The organism is Micromonospora sp. WMMD708 (assembly GCF_049315245.1).
In the GTDB taxonomy this organism is placed as follows: Bacteria; Actinomycetota; Actinomycetes; order Mycobacteriales; family Micromonosporaceae; genus Micromonospora; species Micromonospora wenchangensis.
In genome coordinates, this window is the sequence record NZ_CP186060.1 from 2,139,121 (window position 1) to 2,154,977 (window position 15,857).

At 74.4% G+C, this 15,857-nt stretch carries 15 protein-coding genes; 7 read left to right on the forward strand and 8 right to left on the reverse strand.

Annotation, left to right across the window (positions count from 1 at the left end; all coding sequences use genetic code 11):
* Positions 1 to 281 precede the first annotated feature (281 nt).
* On the forward strand, positions 282 to 1,325 hold the full coding sequence (locus tag ACN260_RS09690) for an arabinan endo-1,5-alpha-L-arabinosidase (protein WP_422755625.1): 1,044 nt from the start codon (positions 282 to 284) through the stop codon (positions 1,323 to 1,325).
* Here ACN260_RS09690 and ACN260_RS09695 read toward each other — a convergent pair.
* Positions 1,319 to 2,326, reverse strand: a complete 1,008-nt coding sequence (locus tag ACN260_RS09695) for a helix-turn-helix transcriptional regulator (RefSeq protein WP_422755626.1) — start codon at positions 2,324 to 2,326, stop codon at positions 1,319 to 1,321. The two genes, ACN260_RS09690 and ACN260_RS09695, sit on opposite strands and share 7 nt — an antisense overlap.
* A gap of 54 nt (positions 2,327 to 2,380) precedes the next feature.
* Between ACN260_RS09695 and ACN260_RS09700 the strand changes: the two genes are divergently transcribed.
* From ACN260_RS09700 to ACN260_RS09710, 3 genes are all read left to right on the forward strand, one after another.
* Positions 2,381 to 3,064 (forward strand): alpha/beta fold hydrolase, encoded by a 684-nt coding sequence (locus tag ACN260_RS09700; protein ID WP_422755627.1) that lies wholly within the window; start codon positions 2,381 to 2,383, stop codon positions 3,062 to 3,064.
* Positions 3,065 to 3,238: 174 nt separating this feature from the next.
* Positions 3,239 to 3,613, forward strand: coding sequence for a UBP-type zinc finger domain-containing protein (locus ACN260_RS09705; RefSeq protein ID WP_422755628.1), 375 nt, complete (start codon positions 3,239 to 3,241; stop codon positions 3,611 to 3,613).
* Between the two features lie 60 nt (positions 3,614 to 3,673).
* Positions 3,674 to 4,204, forward strand: coding sequence for a hypothetical protein (locus ACN260_RS09710; RefSeq protein WP_422755629.1), 531 nt, complete (start codon positions 3,674 to 3,676; stop codon positions 4,202 to 4,204).
* 90 nt (positions 4,205 to 4,294) lie between these two features.
* Here the strand turns inward: ACN260_RS09710 and ACN260_RS09715 are convergent, their stop codons facing one another.
* The 6 genes from ACN260_RS09715 to ACN260_RS09740 all read right to left on the reverse strand — a co-directional run bounded on the left by ACN260_RS09715 (position 4,295) and on the right by ACN260_RS09740 (position 9,628).
* On the reverse strand, positions 4,295 to 5,824 hold the full coding sequence (locus ACN260_RS09715; RefSeq protein WP_422755630.1) for an RICIN domain-containing protein: 1,530 nt from the start codon (positions 5,822 to 5,824) through the stop codon (positions 4,295 to 4,297).
* A 187-nt stretch (positions 5,825 to 6,011) separates the two neighbouring features.
* Positions 6,012 to 6,494: a hypothetical protein gene (locus tag ACN260_RS09720; protein WP_422755631.1), complete on the reverse strand. Its 483-nt coding sequence runs from the start codon at positions 6,492 to 6,494 to the stop codon at positions 6,012 to 6,014.
* Positions 6,491 to 7,660, reverse strand: a complete 1,170-nt coding sequence (locus ACN260_RS09725) for a molybdopterin-dependent oxidoreductase (protein ID WP_422755632.1) — start codon at positions 7,658 to 7,660, stop codon at positions 6,491 to 6,493. The genes ACN260_RS09720 and ACN260_RS09725 overlap by 4 nt, the downstream gene beginning before the upstream one ends.
* A complete protein-coding gene (locus ACN260_RS09730) occupies positions 7,657 to 8,208 on the reverse strand; it encodes a methyltransferase domain-containing protein (RefSeq protein ID WP_422756678.1) in 552 nt (183 codons plus the stop codon). Before ACN260_RS09730 ends, ACN260_RS09725 begins: the two co-directional genes overlap by 4 nt.
* Positions 8,209 to 8,294: 86 nt before the next feature.
* A complete protein-coding gene (locus tag ACN260_RS09735) occupies positions 8,295 to 8,972 on the reverse strand; it encodes a TIGR04282 family arsenosugar biosynthesis glycosyltransferase (protein ID WP_422755633.1) in 678 nt (225 codons plus the stop codon).
* On the reverse strand, positions 8,969 to 9,628 hold the full coding sequence (locus tag ACN260_RS09740; RefSeq protein WP_422755634.1) for a glycosyltransferase family 2 protein: 660 nt from the start codon (positions 9,626 to 9,628) through the stop codon (positions 8,969 to 8,971). The genes ACN260_RS09735 and ACN260_RS09740 overlap by 4 nt, the downstream gene beginning before the upstream one ends.
* 143 nt (positions 9,629 to 9,771) lie before the next feature.
* On the opposite strand from ACN260_RS09740, the gene ACN260_RS09745 reads away from it, so the two are divergent.
* From ACN260_RS09745 to ACN260_RS09755, 3 genes are all read left to right on the forward strand, one after another.
* The gene (locus ACN260_RS09745) at positions 9,772 to 10,824 is read left to right on the forward strand and encodes an NAD-dependent epimerase/dehydratase family protein (protein WP_422755635.1); all 1,053 of its coding nucleotides are present in this window, start codon (positions 9,772 to 9,774) and stop codon (positions 10,822 to 10,824) included.
* Positions 10,821 to 12,254: a hypothetical protein gene (locus tag ACN260_RS09750; protein ID WP_422755636.1), complete on the forward strand. Its 1,434-nt coding sequence runs from the start codon at positions 10,821 to 10,823 to the stop codon at positions 12,252 to 12,254. Before ACN260_RS09745 ends, ACN260_RS09750 begins: the two co-directional genes overlap by 4 nt.
* A 127-nt stretch (positions 12,255 to 12,381) precedes the next feature.
* Positions 12,382 to 14,163 carry a DUF1996 domain-containing protein gene (locus ACN260_RS09755; RefSeq protein ID WP_422755637.1) on the forward strand — a complete coding sequence of 594 codons (1,782 nt, stop codon included), beginning with the start codon at positions 12,382 to 12,384 and terminating at the stop codon, positions 14,161 to 14,163.
* A gap of 103 nt (positions 14,164 to 14,266) precedes the next feature.
* On the opposite strand, the gene ACN260_RS09760 is transcribed toward ACN260_RS09755, so the two are convergent.
* Positions 14,267 to 15,829, reverse strand: a complete 1,563-nt coding sequence (locus ACN260_RS09760; RefSeq protein WP_422755638.1) for a cellulase family glycosylhydrolase — start codon at positions 15,827 to 15,829, stop codon at positions 14,267 to 14,269.
* Positions 15,830 to 15,857: the final 28 nt, after the last annotated feature.

The following is a 15,857-nucleotide window of genomic DNA, read 5'->3' on the forward strand; positions in this document are numbered from 1 at the left end:
GCGACAAGCGTAGGGTCGCCGTCTCCTCGTCGTGGCCCGATGCGGTCGGCGGAGATCAGCATCTCAATAGCTCGCAGTTTCTTGCCGATCGTGGCCCGGTCCTATCGTGGCGGGTCGGGCCACCCCTTTCGGGGTCGGACGCCGGCGGCAGGGCATGCGTTGACATGTGTCGATGCCTGGGTTAGCTTCGGGGAAAACACGAATGCAATGATCCCGACATTTTTGTCGACGTCGCGTCGTGTCGGCACCACGCTGCCCGGCGCCCGACCCAGGGAACTGTCGTGACCACTTCGCCCGCCTCCGTACAGCATCCGTCCACCCTCCGCCGGCTGGCGTCGGTCTGCCTGTCGGTCGTGCTGGTGGCCGCCGGCATCGCCGGAGGATCACCGTCGGCGTCGACGGCCGCGCCCCGGGTGGCGGCGACCCCCACCACGCCACCCGCGTCCTACCCCGGCCCGGGCCGGGTCACCGGGGACGTCGGGGTGCACGACCCGACGATCGTGATCCGCCCCGGTGGCGGCTACCTGGTCGCGCACACCGGCACCAACATCGCGCTCAAGACCTCCACCGACCGGACCGCGTTCCGCAACGCCGGCACGGTGTTCCCGGGCGGCGCGCCGTGGACCACCACGTACACCGGCGGCAGCAGCAACCTGTGGGCGCCGGACCTGACCTACCGCGACGGCCGGTACTGGCTGTACTACTCGGCCTCCACGTTCGGCTCCAACCGGTCGGCGATCTTCCTGGCCACCAGCACCACCGGCGCGTCGGGCAGCTGGACCAACCAGGGTCTGGTGGTCGAGTCCCGGACGTCGGACAACTTCAACGCGATCGACCCCAACCTGGTGGTCGACGCGTCCGGCCGGTGGTGGCTCAGCTTCGGATCGTTCTGGTCCGGCATCAAGATGGTGGCGCTGAACCCGGCCACCGGGAAACGCTCCGACACGACCCTGCACAGCATCGCGGGACGCAACGGCGGAGCCATCGAAGCCCCGGTGATCGTCCGGCACGGCAACTACTACTACCTGTGGGTGTCGTTCGACCGCTGCTGCCAGGGCGCGGCGAGCACCTACCGGGTCATGGTGGGCAGATCCACGTCGGTCACCGGGCCGTACGTCGACCGCAACGGGGTGCCGATGACCGCCGGCGGTGGCACCCAGGTGCTCGCCGGGCACGGCAGCGTCCACGGACCCGGGCACCAGGCGGTGTTCACCGACACCGACGCCGAGGTGCTCGTCTACCACTACTACGCCGACAACGGCGCGTCGTTGCTCGGCATCAACCTGCTCGGCTACGACACCGCCGGCTGGCCGTTCGTCTACTGACCGGGGCGGGGCCCGTCCCCCGTGCCCCCGGCCGCCGCCGGCCGGGCGTCGTCGGCCACGGCGGCGGCGAGGCGGGCGGCGAGCGCGGCCACCGCCGCCCGCAGCTCGGGCCCCTCCTCGACGGTGAAACCGAACGGGACGGCGGCCAGCCACTCCCCGGCGTACATCCGGGTGTTGGTGGTGCTGCCGGTGAGCACGCAGCGCTCGCCGGCCGGCTCCAGCCGGCCCATCGTCGGCCCGACCCAGGGGGCCACCCGTTCGTAGGGCTCGTGGAACACCACCCGGGTCGGGTACTTCCACCCGGAGCCCAGGTGCGCCTCCAGGGTGGCGACGGGGTCGAGGTCGGCGGGCGGGGTGAACGGCTGCGGCAGCTGCCGTACGGCCCCGATCCGGTCGATGCGGTACGTGCGGACCGCGTCCGCCCGGTGCGAGTGGCACAGCAGGTACCAGCGGCCGTGACGCACCACCACCGCCCACGGGTCGACCTCGGCCTCCCACGAGGCGCCACCCTCGGTGGTGTAGCGCACGGCCACCCGACGACGGTCGGCCACGGCCGTGACCAGCGCGCTGGTCGTGGTCGGGTCGGCGTGCACCGCCCGTCGGTCTGCGGCGGCCGCCGCGTACGTGCGCAGCGCCGCCGCCTGCCGTCCGACGCTGTCGGGCAGCGCCCGGATGAGTTTGCTCAACGCGGCACCGACCAGCCCGTCGGCGTCGATCGCGGCCGGCTGCCCGTCGAGCACGGCCATCACCAGCCCGAGGACCTGCTCCTGGGTGAACACGACGGCCGGCAGCCGCGCGCCCCGGCCGAGCCGGTAACCCCCGTACGGCCCCCGGACGGACTCGACCGGGATGCCGGCCTCCCGGAGGACCTCGACGTAGCGGCGCGCGGCGCGCTCGGTCACGCCGAGGCCCGCGGCGAGCTGGGCGGCCGTCGTGCCGGGCCGGTCGCGCAGGATGTCGAGCGTCCGCAGGGCGCGGGCGGTGGGGCTGACGTTCTCCACGCGACGGACGGTACCGGAAGGAAAACGTCCGGAACCGGCTCTAGGTTGACCCCTATGACGGATGAACGGATCGTCCTGGTCGGTGGTCTCTGGCTCGACGCCCCGGTGTGGGACGGCGTGGTGGCCGAACTGGCGGCACGCGATCGGGACGCGGTGGCGGTACGCCTGCCCGGCCAGGGTGACGGCAACACCACGGCGACGCTCGACGACCAGATCGACGCGGTGCTGGCCGCCGTCGACGCGGCACCGGGCGGGTCGGTGGTGGTGGGGCACTCGGCCGCCTGCTCGCTGGCCTGGCTGGCCGCCGACGCCCGGCCCTCGACGGTGCGCAGGGTGGTGCTGATCGGCGGGTTCCCACCGGGCGACGGCGACTCCTACGCCGACTTCTTCCCGATCGAGGACGGGGTGATGCCTTTCCCCGGCTGGGCGCCCTTCGAGGGCCCGGACGCGGCCGACCTCGACGACCGGGCCCGGCGGGAGTTCGCCGCCGCCGCCGTCCCGGTGCCCGAGCGGGTCGCCCGGGGGACCGTGCGGCTGACCGACACCCGACGGTACGAGGTGCCGGTCGTGCTGGTCTGTCCCGAGTTCTCCCCGGCCCAGGCGCAGGCCCTGATCGACGCCGGTGACCTGCCCGAACTCGCCAAGGCCCGGCGCGTCGACCTGGTCGACATCGACTCCGGGCACTGGCCGATGCTCAGCCGGCCGGTCGAACTGGCCGGCCTCCTGGCCGACCTCTGACGGTTCCGGCGCGCATCCGGCGGACCTGCCGGGCGCGACGGGTGACCCGGCGGCACCGGGCGACGGTGAACGGGGGCGCACCGGTGCGGCCGGCTCACCCGGCCGGGGCCAACGGGGCGGGACGCCACGGCGACGGTCCGGGTACCGTAGCCGGCGAGTCGAGAGGAGCACCGCGTGCAGGATCAGCCCGAGCCGCTCACCGCGACCACGGTGGGGATCAGTCCGGCCACCCCGCCCAGCGGCCCCGGCTGCGTCGAGTGCGAGTCGTCCGGCGGATGGTGGTTCCACCTGCGCCGCTGCGCGGCCTGCGGCCACGTCGGCTGCTGCGACTCGTCGCCGGGCCAGCACGCGACGGCGCACGCCGCCACCGAGGGGCATCCGGTGGTGCAGAGTTTCGAACCCGGCGAGGACTGGTTCTGGGACTACCCGGCGGACCGGTTCCACCCGCACGGCCCGGAGCTGGCCCCGCCGCACTCGCGTCCGTCCGACCAGCCGGCACCCGGCCCCGCCGGCCGGGTGCCGGGGGACTGGAAGCGTCGGCTGCACTGACGGGCGCGCCCGGCGGGAACGGTCCGTTTGGCTCGGTGACCGGCCGGGCAGAACGCCGTGATGACCGCCGCCGATGAACCGCCCGCCATCGAGTTCCGTCGCTCCCGCCGGCGTCAGGTCGCCGTGCTGGCCACGGGCGTGCTGACGGCGGCGCTGGCGGTGGCGGTGGCCAACCTGATCTCCGGTGACCCGTGGTGGGACGGGCTGTGGACACCCGCGCTGTGGATCCTGGCCCTCGGCCTCCTGCGCGGGGCGGCCCGTCCGTCGGCCACCGGTCACCAGCCGCAGCTGCCGCTGCGGCTCACCGCGGACCACCTCGAGGTGTCCGGCCCGGGTGGGCGCACCCTCGTCGTCGGGTGGTCGAACGTCGCCCGCGCGGAGATCACGGGGCGGCTGTACCCGGTCCTGGTGATCGAGCCGGCCGACCCGGAGCAGACCATCCCTCCGCTGGCCCGGTGGGAGTGGGCGGTCGCCGGGCAGAGCCGGCCGTACGAGGTCCGGGTTCCACTGGTCTACCAGCGCCCCGGCCGTGACCTGCTGCGCCGGGAACTGGCCCGCCGCCTGCCCGGCCCGGCCGCCGGCGGCCGGTAGAGCCGGGTGCCCCGGTCGCGGGTCACCGGCCCGCGGCAGGACCGACGCCGGGCCGCCGCACCGGGGTCGGTGCGGCGGCCGGACCGGTCGTCAGACGGCCGTGCGGGACCACTGCTGGTTGGCGCCGCTGTTGCAGGTGTACTGCTTGAGCACCTGGCCGTCGGCGGTCGACGAGGCCGGCACGTCCACGCACTTGTTGCTGTGCCGGGCCCGCAGCTGGAAGTAGCTGCCGTTGGTGACCATCTGGAACTGCTGGTTGGTGCCGCTGCCGCAGGTGTACTGGATGAGTTCGGCACCGTCGGCGGTGGAGGCGCTGGTCACGTCGAGGCACTTTCCGCTGTGCCGGCTGACCAGCCGCCACCAGCCGCTGCCCGCGTCGACGAACTGCCACTGCTGCCAGGCGTTGCCGGCGTAGGCGTACTGGCCGACCCGCGCGCCGTTGTCGGTGTTCGGCTGCTGGACGTCCATCGCCTTGCCGCTGTGCCGCACGGTGACCCGGTAGTACGTTCCCGTGCTCGGCGGCGGCGTGGTGGGGCCGTCGCCGACGGTGTCGCCCCACCCGTAGCGGACCCGGTCGGCCCCGGAGGGGTTGCGGACGCTCAGGTTGAGGTCGGTGCCGCTGCCGCTGAGCGCGTACATCGAGTACCAGTCGTAGCCGATGGTGCCGGGCTTGCCGCCGAGGGCGGGCCAGTAGGTGCCGCCCATCTGGTTGTCCCGCATCACCTGGGCCATCGCCCGGATGTGCCGGACGAAGTTGTCGGAGCTGTTGGCGTCGGCGTAGTTGCGGCCGTCGTTCATCGGCGCGCCCCACTCGGTGGCGACGGCGCGGGAGGCGCAGTTGCCCAGCCGGGTCTGGATGTGGCTGCGGAAGGCGTCGTAGCTCATCTCGCTGTAGAAGAACGCGTAGTGGTGGAAGGAGAGCAGCGTCGCGTTGAACCGGCTGTCGTTGCAGATGTCCCGCAGGTCCTGGCTGAAGCCGGTGCCGCCGATGAGCACCCGGCCGGGCACCGCCGAGTAGTGGTAGCTGAGCCAGTTGGCGGCCACGTTGCGCCACTCCGTCGAGCTGTAACCGTGCGGCTCGTTCATCGGTTCGAAGTAGACGTTGGGGTTGGAGCCGTACGTGTTGGTCACCGTGGACCACATCGCGTTCCAGGCGGCGAGGTTGGTGATCCGGCCACCGGAGGCGGCACCGTCCTCCCAGTACGCCAGGATGACCTTGAAGCCGCGTGCGGTGGCGGCGTCGATGGCCCCCCGGTACGCCTCCCACCACGCCGTCCCGACCGTGTGCGTGTTGACCGGCAGCCGGACGGTGTTGACCCCCATGGTGGCGGCCATGTCGTCGTAGAGGGCGTTGGCCTTGGCCCGTACCGTCGCGTTGCTGTCGGAGGCGCTGAGTCCCTGTACGACGAGCGGGCCGGTGCTGAAGTTGTCGCCCAGCACGGCCCAGTTCATGCCACGGAACCCGCTGGTGGCGGCGGTGGCCGGGGACGACACGACGACCGCGCCGCCGACCATCGCGGTCGCCACGGCGGCCAGCGTGACCAGCAGCCGGCGTAGCGGACGGTGTCGCCGCGCCGCCGCTGAGGGCGACGTGATCCGGGTCGGGGAGTGGTCGGTCACGTGATCGGGCCTCTCTGGTCGGGACATCGCACCGAGATCGCTGTGAGCGTTAACATTGGTGCGTCGCGTCCGGTGCCCTGATTGTTGCCTACGTGTTGCAGACAAGTCTCAGCGATCGTTTCCGGGGTGTCAATAATCGACGGGCATCGTTCGATGAGGGGTGGTGTCGTCGTCGGGCGGCACCCGGTCACGGTGGATCGAAAGGCCCTGGCGTGCTCGCGTCGTCGGCCCGCGACCTCGCCCCCGTCCCGCCCCGACCGACCGTGCGTCGACGGTGCCGCAGCTCCACCGGCAGGCAGCCCACCGCCGTCGCGGCGGCGACGAGCAGCAGCACCACGGCGAGGTTGCGGCCGTACGGCAGCGGCAGCACCGACGGATCGTCCGGCGGGTGGCCGAAGCCCAGCACCAGTGGCAGCGCCACGACGGTGAGCGCGGCGGAACCGATCACCCCGGCCCGTACCACCGGCCGGTGCCGGCGCGGGACGAACCGGGCCAGCAGCGCCCCGACGGCCAGCACCCCGGCCATCCAGACGACGTCGTGCCCGACCAGCACCCCGGCCAGGAACACCAGCACCCCCGCCGGGGCCAGCTCCGGGTCGGCCCACGCGCCCACCACGGCGTACCCGATGAGCAGGGTGCCGGCCGCGACGAGCGCCACCCGGGCCCTCACCCCGCCTCCCGGACGACGAGCCGGCCGACCCACTTGGTCTGGAGCACGCCCGGCCGGTTCGGCGCGATCAACCGGGCCGGGTAGCCGTGGTCGGGATGCAGCGGCTCCCCGCCCAGCCGCAACGCGATAAGCGTCGCCGGGTCGGCCACGTGCGCCGGCCCGACCGTTGACGCCCGGTAGCGGCCGGCCGCCTCCAACGACTCGACGCGGACGCTCGCCCGGCCCGGGTCCGCCCCGACCAGCGCGACCAGGTCCCGCAGCCGCACCCCCGTCCACCGCCCGGTCGCGCTCCACCCCTCCACGCAGGCGATCGGCAGGTCGGCGGTGTGCTGCGGCAGGGCGTGCAGGGCGGCGAGATCCAACGCGACCCGTCCGCCCGGACCGTCGACCACCAGCCGGTACGCCGGATCCCCGACGTCCACCCCGGCGCGGCGGGCGGTCCGGTTCACCGGCAGCCCCTGCGGGCCGACGTCCGGCCGGCGCGGGGCGAGCACCGCCAGGCCGGACAGCGGCCGGACGGTCTGCCCGACCGTGGTCAGGGTGATCAGCCCGGCCGCGGCGGCCACCCCGGCGAGCAACCCGCGCCGGCTGAGCCGCTCCTGCGGCGACCCGACGTCCGGGCGGGCCAGCGCGGCCCGGACCGCCGGCAACTGCACGCCGACGTGCACCAGCAGCGCGCCCACCGCCAGCCACGCCACCCGGTAGTGCCCGGCGGTGAAGAAGAACGGCATCGGCGCGTACCAGCGGGCGACGTTCAACACCCCGCCGACCACCTCGAACAGGGCCGCGGCGACCAGCACGCCGACGCTCGCGCGTTCGACCGCGTGCGCGACCGACCGCACCGGCGGCCAGCGGAACAGGTGGTGGTAGACCGACCACAGCTTGGCCCCGAGCAGCGGCACCGTGGCCAGCCCGGTCGCCACGTGCAGCCCCTGGGTGAACCGGTAGAGCCCCACCGGCCGGGCCGGCCACCGGAACCAGCCCGGCGGGTGCTGGATCAGGTGGCTGAGCAACCCGGTGAGGAAACAGACGGCGAACGCCACCCCGAGCGCGACGCCGAGCTGACTGGTCAGCCGGGTCGTCCGTAGCGGGGACGGGAACCGGTCGGGGCGCAGGGCCGCCGGCGGTGCCATCCACCGCCGCAGCACCGGCGTACGGCCGCTCACGGCAGGTCGAGGGTGGCGAACCACCGGCCCGCCTCGGTCCAGGTGTCCCGTACCCGCAGCGCCGTCTGTGCGGCCAGCGCCGACAGACCGTCCAGGGGTACGCAGGCCCAGGGCAACGGGCCGTCGGTACCGTCCGGCGTCCGCACCGTGGTCGTACCGGACCAGGCCGGTGTCCCGGGCGGGGCGAACTCGACGTGCAACCGACCGTCGGCGGCCAGCAGCCGGCGGCACCGGCGCAGCAGCCGGTACGGGTCACCACCGATGCCCACGTTGCCGTCGGCCAGCAGCAGGTGCCGCCACCGCCCGGCCCCCGGCACCGGCCCGAACACGTCCCGGCGCAGGGCCACCGCGCCGCGCCGCCGGGCCAACCGGACGGCGGTGGCGCTGACGTCGATGCCGAGCGCGGGCCGCCCGGCGTCGATCAACGCACCGGTGAGCCGGCCCGGTCCACACCCGACGTCGAGGGTCGGGCCGGTGCACCGGGCCAGCAGCGACGCGTCCCCGGCGACGGCGTCGCGGCACCACAGCGCCGGGTCGAACCGCAGCACCCCGCCGCTGGGGTGCCGGGCGGTGAACGCGGCGGGGACACCCGACGCGGCCCGGTCGAACGCGGCGTCGAACAACGCCACCGCGTTCACCCGGCCACCGCCGTGGGCGACGGCACGTCGACGGCGACCGCGCGGGCGAACCGGCTGCCCGGCGGGCACAGCGCCGCCACCGCGTGGGCGTCGACGGCGGTGTCCACGTCCCGCAGCCGGGGCAGCAGGTGCACCCGCAGGCCCCGGCGGCGCAACGCGGCCAGGGTCAGTGCGCCGGTGCTCGCCACGGAGGTGGGGACCGTCCGCAGCACCGTGGCGTGGCCGGGGTCGCGCAGCCCCAGCGTCCACCAGCCGCCGTCGTCGGCCGGACCGAGCACCGCGTCCGGCCCGTCCGTCCGGCCGAGCAGGTCCCGCGCGGTCTCCAGGTGCGCGGCGGTGAGCTGCGGGGTGTCCATGCCGACCAGCAGGGTCGCCGCGCCCGCCGTACGGGTGTCGAGGAACGCGTGGGTGAGCCGGTCGGCGAGCGGGCCACCGCGCTGGGCGAGCCGCGTCCAGCCCGGCGGGGCCGGCAGGTCACCGTCGACGACCAGCACCCGGGCGTCGACCGTGGCCGTGCCGACGGTGTCCAGGGTGTCGGCCAGGGCCGCCGCGGCGACCCGGGCGGCCTGCGCGGGCGTACAGGGCGGACAGAGCCGCGTCTTGACCCGGCCGGGCACCGGCGTCTTGGCCAGCACCAGCACCCGCAGGGCGGCCGGTGGACGGTGGGCTTTCACCGGGCCAGCACCGTGCCCATGTCCCGCACGGCGCGGGCGGTGCCGAGCACGGTGCCTGTCACCTTCGACCGGGTGCCGGCCGCCCGGGGATGGTAATCGACGTCGACCTCCAGCACCCGCCAGCCCGCCCGGCCGGCCGCGATCAGCAACTCCAGCGGATAACCGAAGCGGCGGTCCCGCAACCCCAGCGCCAGCAGGTCGTCGCGGCGGACGGCCCGGATCGGCCCGATGTCGTGCACGTCGAGGCCGGTGGTGCGGCGCAGCCGGTGGGCCAGCACGGCGTTGCCGACCCGGGCGTGCCACGGCCACACCCCACGCCCCGTCGGCCGACGCCGGCCGGTGCCCAGGTGCACCGCACCGGACCGCACCGGATCGGCCAGCCGGGGCAGCTGCGCCGGGTCGAACGACCCGTCGGCGTCCAGCACGCACACCACCCCGTCGACCGGGTCGGCCGCCAGCACCCCGGCGTGCACGGCCGCACCGTACCCGGGCTCGGCCACGCTGATCACCTCGGCCCCGCAGGCCCGGGCCACCGCCGCCGACCCGTCGGTCGAGCCGTTGTCCACCACGATCGGCCGGTAGCCGGCCGGCATCCGGGCCAGCAGGTCGGGCAGGGCCGGGGCCTCGTCGCGGCAGGGAAGAACCACATCGGTCATGTAGCGGGACGCTAGGGCACCACCGGCTGCGAAATTCTTACCTGACGATGACGGAATCCCCGACCGCCGCGCAGTTCTTACGAACCACTGACGGCTGGTCGCGGCCGGCGTACGACGGCGGCCACCGGCCCTACCGTCGGCGGGTGACCCACGTACTCGTCACCGGCGGCGCCGGTTTCATCGGCACCCATGTGGTGACCGCCCTGCACGACGCCGGCCACCGGGTGACCGTGGTGGACTCCGGCCACCCCGGCGCGCATCGCCGGCCGTTGCCGGACACCGTGGCGGGCGCACCGCTGCTCCGGCTCGACGTCCGGGACCGGCCGGCCCTCGCCGCCGTCCTGGCCGACGGGGTCGACGCGGTGGTGCACCAGGCCGCCATGGTGGGCCTCGGCGTCGACCTCGACGACCTGCCCGAGTACGTCGGCTGCAACGACCTCGGCACCGCCGTGCTGCTCGCCGCGATGGCCCGGGCGGGCGTGCACCGGCTGGTGCTGGCCAGCTCCATGGTGGTCTACGGCGAGGGCGCGTACGCCTGCGCCGGGCACGGTCCGGTGCGTCCCGCGCCGCGTACCGTCGCCGACCTGGCCGCCGGCCGGTACGAGCCGACCTGCCCGCGCTGCGCCGCCACGCTCACCCCGGGACTGGTCGACGAGGACGATCCGCTGGACCCGCGCAGCGGGTACGCCGCCAGCAAGGCCGCCCAGGAACACCTGACCGCGGCGTGGGCGCGACAGACCGGTGGCGCGGTGGTGGCGCTGCGGTACCACAACGTCTACGGGCCGGGGATGCCCCGCGACACCCCGTACAGCGGGGTCGCGGCGATCTTCCGGTCCGCGCTGGAGGCCGGTCGCGCGCCCCGGGTCTTCGAGGACGGCGGGCAGCGCCGCGACTTCGTGCACGTCCGCGACGTGGCGGCGGCCAACCTCGCCGCGCTGGACGCGACCGGCACCGGCACCGGCTGGCGGGCGTACAACGTGGCCTCCGGCCGGCCGGTCACCATCGCCGAGGTCGCCACGGAGCTGGCCCGCGCCGCCGACGGGCCGCCGCCCGTGGTCACCGGCGAGTTCCGGCTCGGCGACGTGCGGCACGTGGTCGCCTCGCCCACCCGGGCGGAAACCGAACTCGGGTTCCGGGCCGCCGTGGGGCTCGCCGAGGGGATCGCCGAGTTCGCCCACGCCCCCCTGCGCGGGTGAGCGGCACCCCCGGCAACCGTCCGGCCCGGACGCCCGGCACCCGTCCGGCTCCGCCCGAGCGAACGGGCGGCCGTCGGGGCGAGCTGGACGGCGGCGTTCACCGTCGCCCACCGCGCGCCGACGTGATCGCCGCCGCTGCCGCCGCCTGCCTGTTCGCGGTGGCCGCCGTCACCGGCGGGGTGCTCTACCTGCTCGGCCACCCGGTGCACGCCAGCGCCGCGCCGCTGTTCGCACAGTGGCTGCCGCACCTCGGCATCGGCACCCCGGCGGCCCTGCTGGTGGCCGCGCTGGTCTGCTGGCGCGGGCCGGCGGTGGCCACCCGGCTGCCCTGGCGACCGCTGCTCGCGCTCGGCTACGTCACCGCCGTGGCCTGGACGCTGTCGCTGGCCCTGGTCGACGGCTGGCACCGGGGCGTCGCCGGACGGCTGACGACCCGCCACGAATACCTGCACGAGGTCCCCGGCGTCACCGACGTCCCCGCCATGCTGGCCGGCTTCACCGGTCGGATCCTCGACGGGCAACCGGACTCCTGGACCACCCACGTCTCCGGCCACCCGCCGGGGGCGCTGCTCGTCTTCGTCGGGCTCGACCGGATCGGGCTGTCCGGCGGAGGTTGGGCGGGGACGCTGTGCATCCTGGTAGCGGGCCTCGTCGCCGTCGCCGTGCCGCACACCGTACGACTGCTCGGCACCGAGGCGGCGGCCCGCGCGGTGCTGCCGTTCGTGGTGCTGTTCCCCGGGGCGGTCTGGGCCGGGGTGTCGGCCGACGGGCTGTTCGCCGGGGTGACCGCCACCGGGATCGCCCTGCTGGCCCACGGCCTCACCCGGGGGCGTGCGGTGGGGGCGCTCGCCGGTGGGGCCCTGTTGGCGTTCGGCTGCTACCTGTCGTACGGGCTGGTGCTGATGGGCCCGCTCGCGCTGGCGGTCGTCGTGCTGGCCGGCCGGCACCGGCGCACCGTGGGGTGGGCTTTCGTCGGGGCGCTGCCGGTCGCCGCCGGGTTCACCGCCGCCGGATTCTGGTGGCCCACCGGCTACCACCTGGTCATCGAACGCTACTACCAGGGGATCGCCACCGACCGGGCGTACGGCTACTGGGTCTGGGCCGACCTGGCGCTGGTCGTGGTGGCCGCCGGCCCGGTGGCGGCGGTGATCCTGCGGCGGGCGGTGCCGGCCGCCCGGCGGGCCCTCGCGGCGCGGCGGCCGGACGCGGAGCACGCCGCCTGGCTGCTGCCGCTCGCCGCCACGGTGATGATCGTCGCGGCGGACCTGTCCGGTTACAGCAAGGCCGAGGTGGAACGCATCTGGCTGCCGTTCACCGTCTGGCTGACGGCCGGCGCGGCCCTGATCCCCGCGGCCGACCGGCGCGGCTGGCTGGTGGTGCAGGCGGCGGTCGCGCTCACGGTCAACCACCTGCTCCTGACCACCTGGTAGCACCGGTGGGACTTCTTACCGAACCATGACGTACCCGCCCGACGGTGACCGTTGCCCACCCGCCGGGCCGTACCCCCGGGCGACAGCACATCACCGCAGCCGGCTTCCGGCCTGGAGGAGAATTCCGATGAACCGCAGACCCGACGGGACCCCGCTGGTCCACACCCGGCCGGCCCGGATCGCCCTGGCCGCACTGGTGCTGGCGGCCACCGGTGCGCTCACCGCCACCTTCGTCTCCGGTGGCGGCCGGGGCACCGCGGACGCCGCCACCAGCCTGGACCAGTTCGTGCCGATCGAGAAGGTGCCGCCGAACGTACGCGTCCCGCAGCCGGCCCCCGGCGGGTCGACCGGCCGGTTCACCGTGGACTGCGGCACGAACGGCAACGGCAAGTTCAGCCCGGACAACCCGGTGGCGCAGCCCGGCATCCGCAACGGCGCCGAACACGTCCACGACTTCGTCGGCAACCTGGCGATCACCGCCAACTCCTCCGACGCCGACCTGGACGCCTCCGGCACCACCTGCCGCAACGGCGACAGGTCGTCCTACTTCTGGCCGGTGGTGCGCATCGACAAAAGCGTCCGCAACGACGCCCAGGTGCGGCAGGCCCTCGCCCAGACCCAGCCGCTGGTCGTCTGCCCCTCGGTCGGCAAGCGGCTGCGCGCGGTCCCGACCGGGGCCCGGGGCACCGTCGACCGGCTGCTGTCCGACCTGGACCGCCAGCAGGCCGCCGCGAACCAGCGGATGACGGCCAGCCGGGGCCGCATCGACGCCGCGTTCAACCGGGAGGTCACCGACGCGTTGCGGGCCCGCCGCGCCGCGACGATCAAGCAGATCAGCAGCGCGGTCACCACCGCCGGCGGCAACCAGCCCGGCCTGGTCTCGCTGGTCGAGTGCGACATCAGCTACGACGACATGCACGCCCGGATGCCCGGCGACGCCCACCGCGCCAGCGTCACGGCGGCCCAGGAGGCCAACCCGCGCATCCAGTGCCCCACCGTGCGGGACAAGCTGCCCGGCGTGCCCGCCGGGGCGCTCGCCGAGGTGAACCGCAACCTCGACGAACTCGACAGGCAGCTCTCCGAGGCCAACGAACGCCTCGTCACCAGCCGGGGCCAGGGCGGCCCGGACTTCGTCGACAACGCCATCCTCGGCCCGCTGCGCGCCAAGCGGATCGCGGTGCTCGACCGGATCGCCATCGCGATCGGCCGGCAGGCCGCCCGCCCGCAGGGCCTCGACGCGTTCGCCACCTGCACCCTGGACCAGGCCCCCGCCCCGGCGGGCACCCCCACCGCAGCCGCATCCACCACCGCAGCCGCACCCACCACCGCAGCCGCGCTGCCCGACCCGCAGGGGCCCGACCTGGAACTGCCCGGCAACACCGGTGGCATCGTCCGCCCGGCGCAGGTGCTGATCGAGTACCGCGGCAACCCCGTCAGCCGGGTGGTGCCGATGCCGAAGTTCCTCCGGGCGCTCACCGGTGACGCCAAGCCCACCAGCCGTGGCCCGGCCAACGCCCGCGCCACCTGGACCTGCTCGGGCTTCGCCGACCGGCTGGCCGACAGGTACCCGATCTGCCCCGCCGGCAGCCAGGTGCAGCGGGTGCACGACTTCCCCGGCTGCTGGGACGGCCGCAACGTCGACAGCGACAACCACCGCAACCACGTCGCGTTCGCCGACAAGGCCACCGGCGCGTGCCCGCAGGGCTTCCGGGCGATCCCGCAGCTGCGGATCACCGTCGGCTACGACATCCCCCGGGACGTGCAGCTCAAGGGCCAGTACGCGCTCGACTCGTTCCCGGAGGAGAACCACAACCCGTTCTCCGACCACAACGACTTCGTCAACGTCAACTCCGCCCAGACCATGCAGCGCATCGCCACCTGCATCAACAAGGGCAGGAACTGTTCCTGATCCCGTGCGCGTCCGGCGCGGGAGGGCGCGACACCACCGCCACGCCGAGGGCGGTGGTGTCGCGCCGACCCGGACGCACCCGGCGTGGGTCGGGCGGGGCCGGTTACGGGGTCACGGAGAGCAGGTGGGCCCGGTAGCCCTCGCCGTAGCTCTTCGTCGGGGTGCCGCTGTAGTCCTCGATGAGCACGTTGCCGCCGCTGCAACCCCACGGGTTCCAGGTCCAGGCGGTGTAGCCCAGCCGCTCGCTGTCCAGCCAGGTCATCAACCGGTCGATGTAGTCGTGGGCGCAGGTGTCCTGGCCGATCTCCCCGGCGTGCACCGGCACCTGCGCGGCCACCGGCGCGATCTGGGTGTCCCAGCAGGTCTCGGTGACGCAGGCGTTGAAGTTGTACGAGTGCCAGGAGGCGACGAGGTTGTTGCGCGGGTCGGTCGGCTTGTAGGCCAGCCACTGGGTCAGGTCGTTGGTCCAGGTCAGGCCGGGGACGAGTAGGACGTTGGTGGCCCCGGTGGCGCGGACGGCGTCGACCAGGCTCTGCATGCCGGCCACCGGGTACTCGATGCCGGTGCAGGTGCCGCCGTCACGCAGGCAGCGCCACGCGGCCGTCATGTCCGACCAGTTGTTGGCGGCGTCCGGGTACGGCTCGTTGAACAGGTCGAACAGCACTGCGTCGTTGCCCTTGAACACGGTGGCCACCCCGGTCCAGAACTGCGGCGTGTACTGCCTGCTCGGCATCGGCTTCTGGCAGGTGGCGTTCACGTCGGGGCAGGCGGAGATGTTGCCCGTGTACTGGCCGTGGGTCCAGTGCAGGTCGAGGATCGGGTTGATCCCGTTGGCGACGAGCAGGTTCACGTACGCCTTGACCGCCTGCTGGTAGGCGGCCCCGCTGGGCGACCCGGACAGGCCGAGCCAGCAGTCCTCGTTGAGCGGGATGCGCACCGCACGGATGTTCCAGGCCTTCATCGCGTCGACGGAGGCCTGGTCGACCGGCCCGCTGTCCCACATGCCCTTGCCCTGGACGCAGGCGAACTCGCCGCTGGCCCGGTTGACGCCGAGCAGACGGTAGGTCGCCCCGGCCGCGGTGACCAGACGGTTGCCCGAGACCCGCAGGCTCGGCGCGGCCCCACTGGGCGGCGGGGTGGTGGTCGGCGGCGGCGTGGTCGGCGGGGGAGTGGTGGGTGGCGGCGTGGTGGGCGGTGGGGTGGTCGGCGGTGGCGTCGTCGTGGGCGGTGGCGTGGGTGTCGTCGGGCTGACCACGCCGGTGCAGGTCGTCCCGTTGAGCGCGAACGACGTGGGAACGGGGTTGGTCCCGCTCCACGCGCCGTTGAAGCCGATCGTGGTGGACGCGCCGGTGTTCAGCGCGCTGTTCCAGCTCATGCTGGCGGCCGACACCCGGGCACCGGACTGCGACCAGGTGGCGCTCCAGCCCTGGGTGACCCGCTGGTCGGTGTCCGGGAAGTCGAACGTCAACGTCCAGCCGGTCAGCGCCGCGCCGAGGTTGGTGATGGCGACGTTGCCGCTGAACCCGCCGTTCCACTGGCTCTGCACGGTGTAGGTGACGGCACAGCCCGCGGCGGCGGCCGAGGCGGGCAGGGTGGCCGCGGTCAGGCTGGCGGCCACCAGCGTGCCGGCGGCTGTCGCCGCCAGCAGGGCATGACGACGTGTCATGAAGCTCTCCTAGGCATAGAGGGGAGCG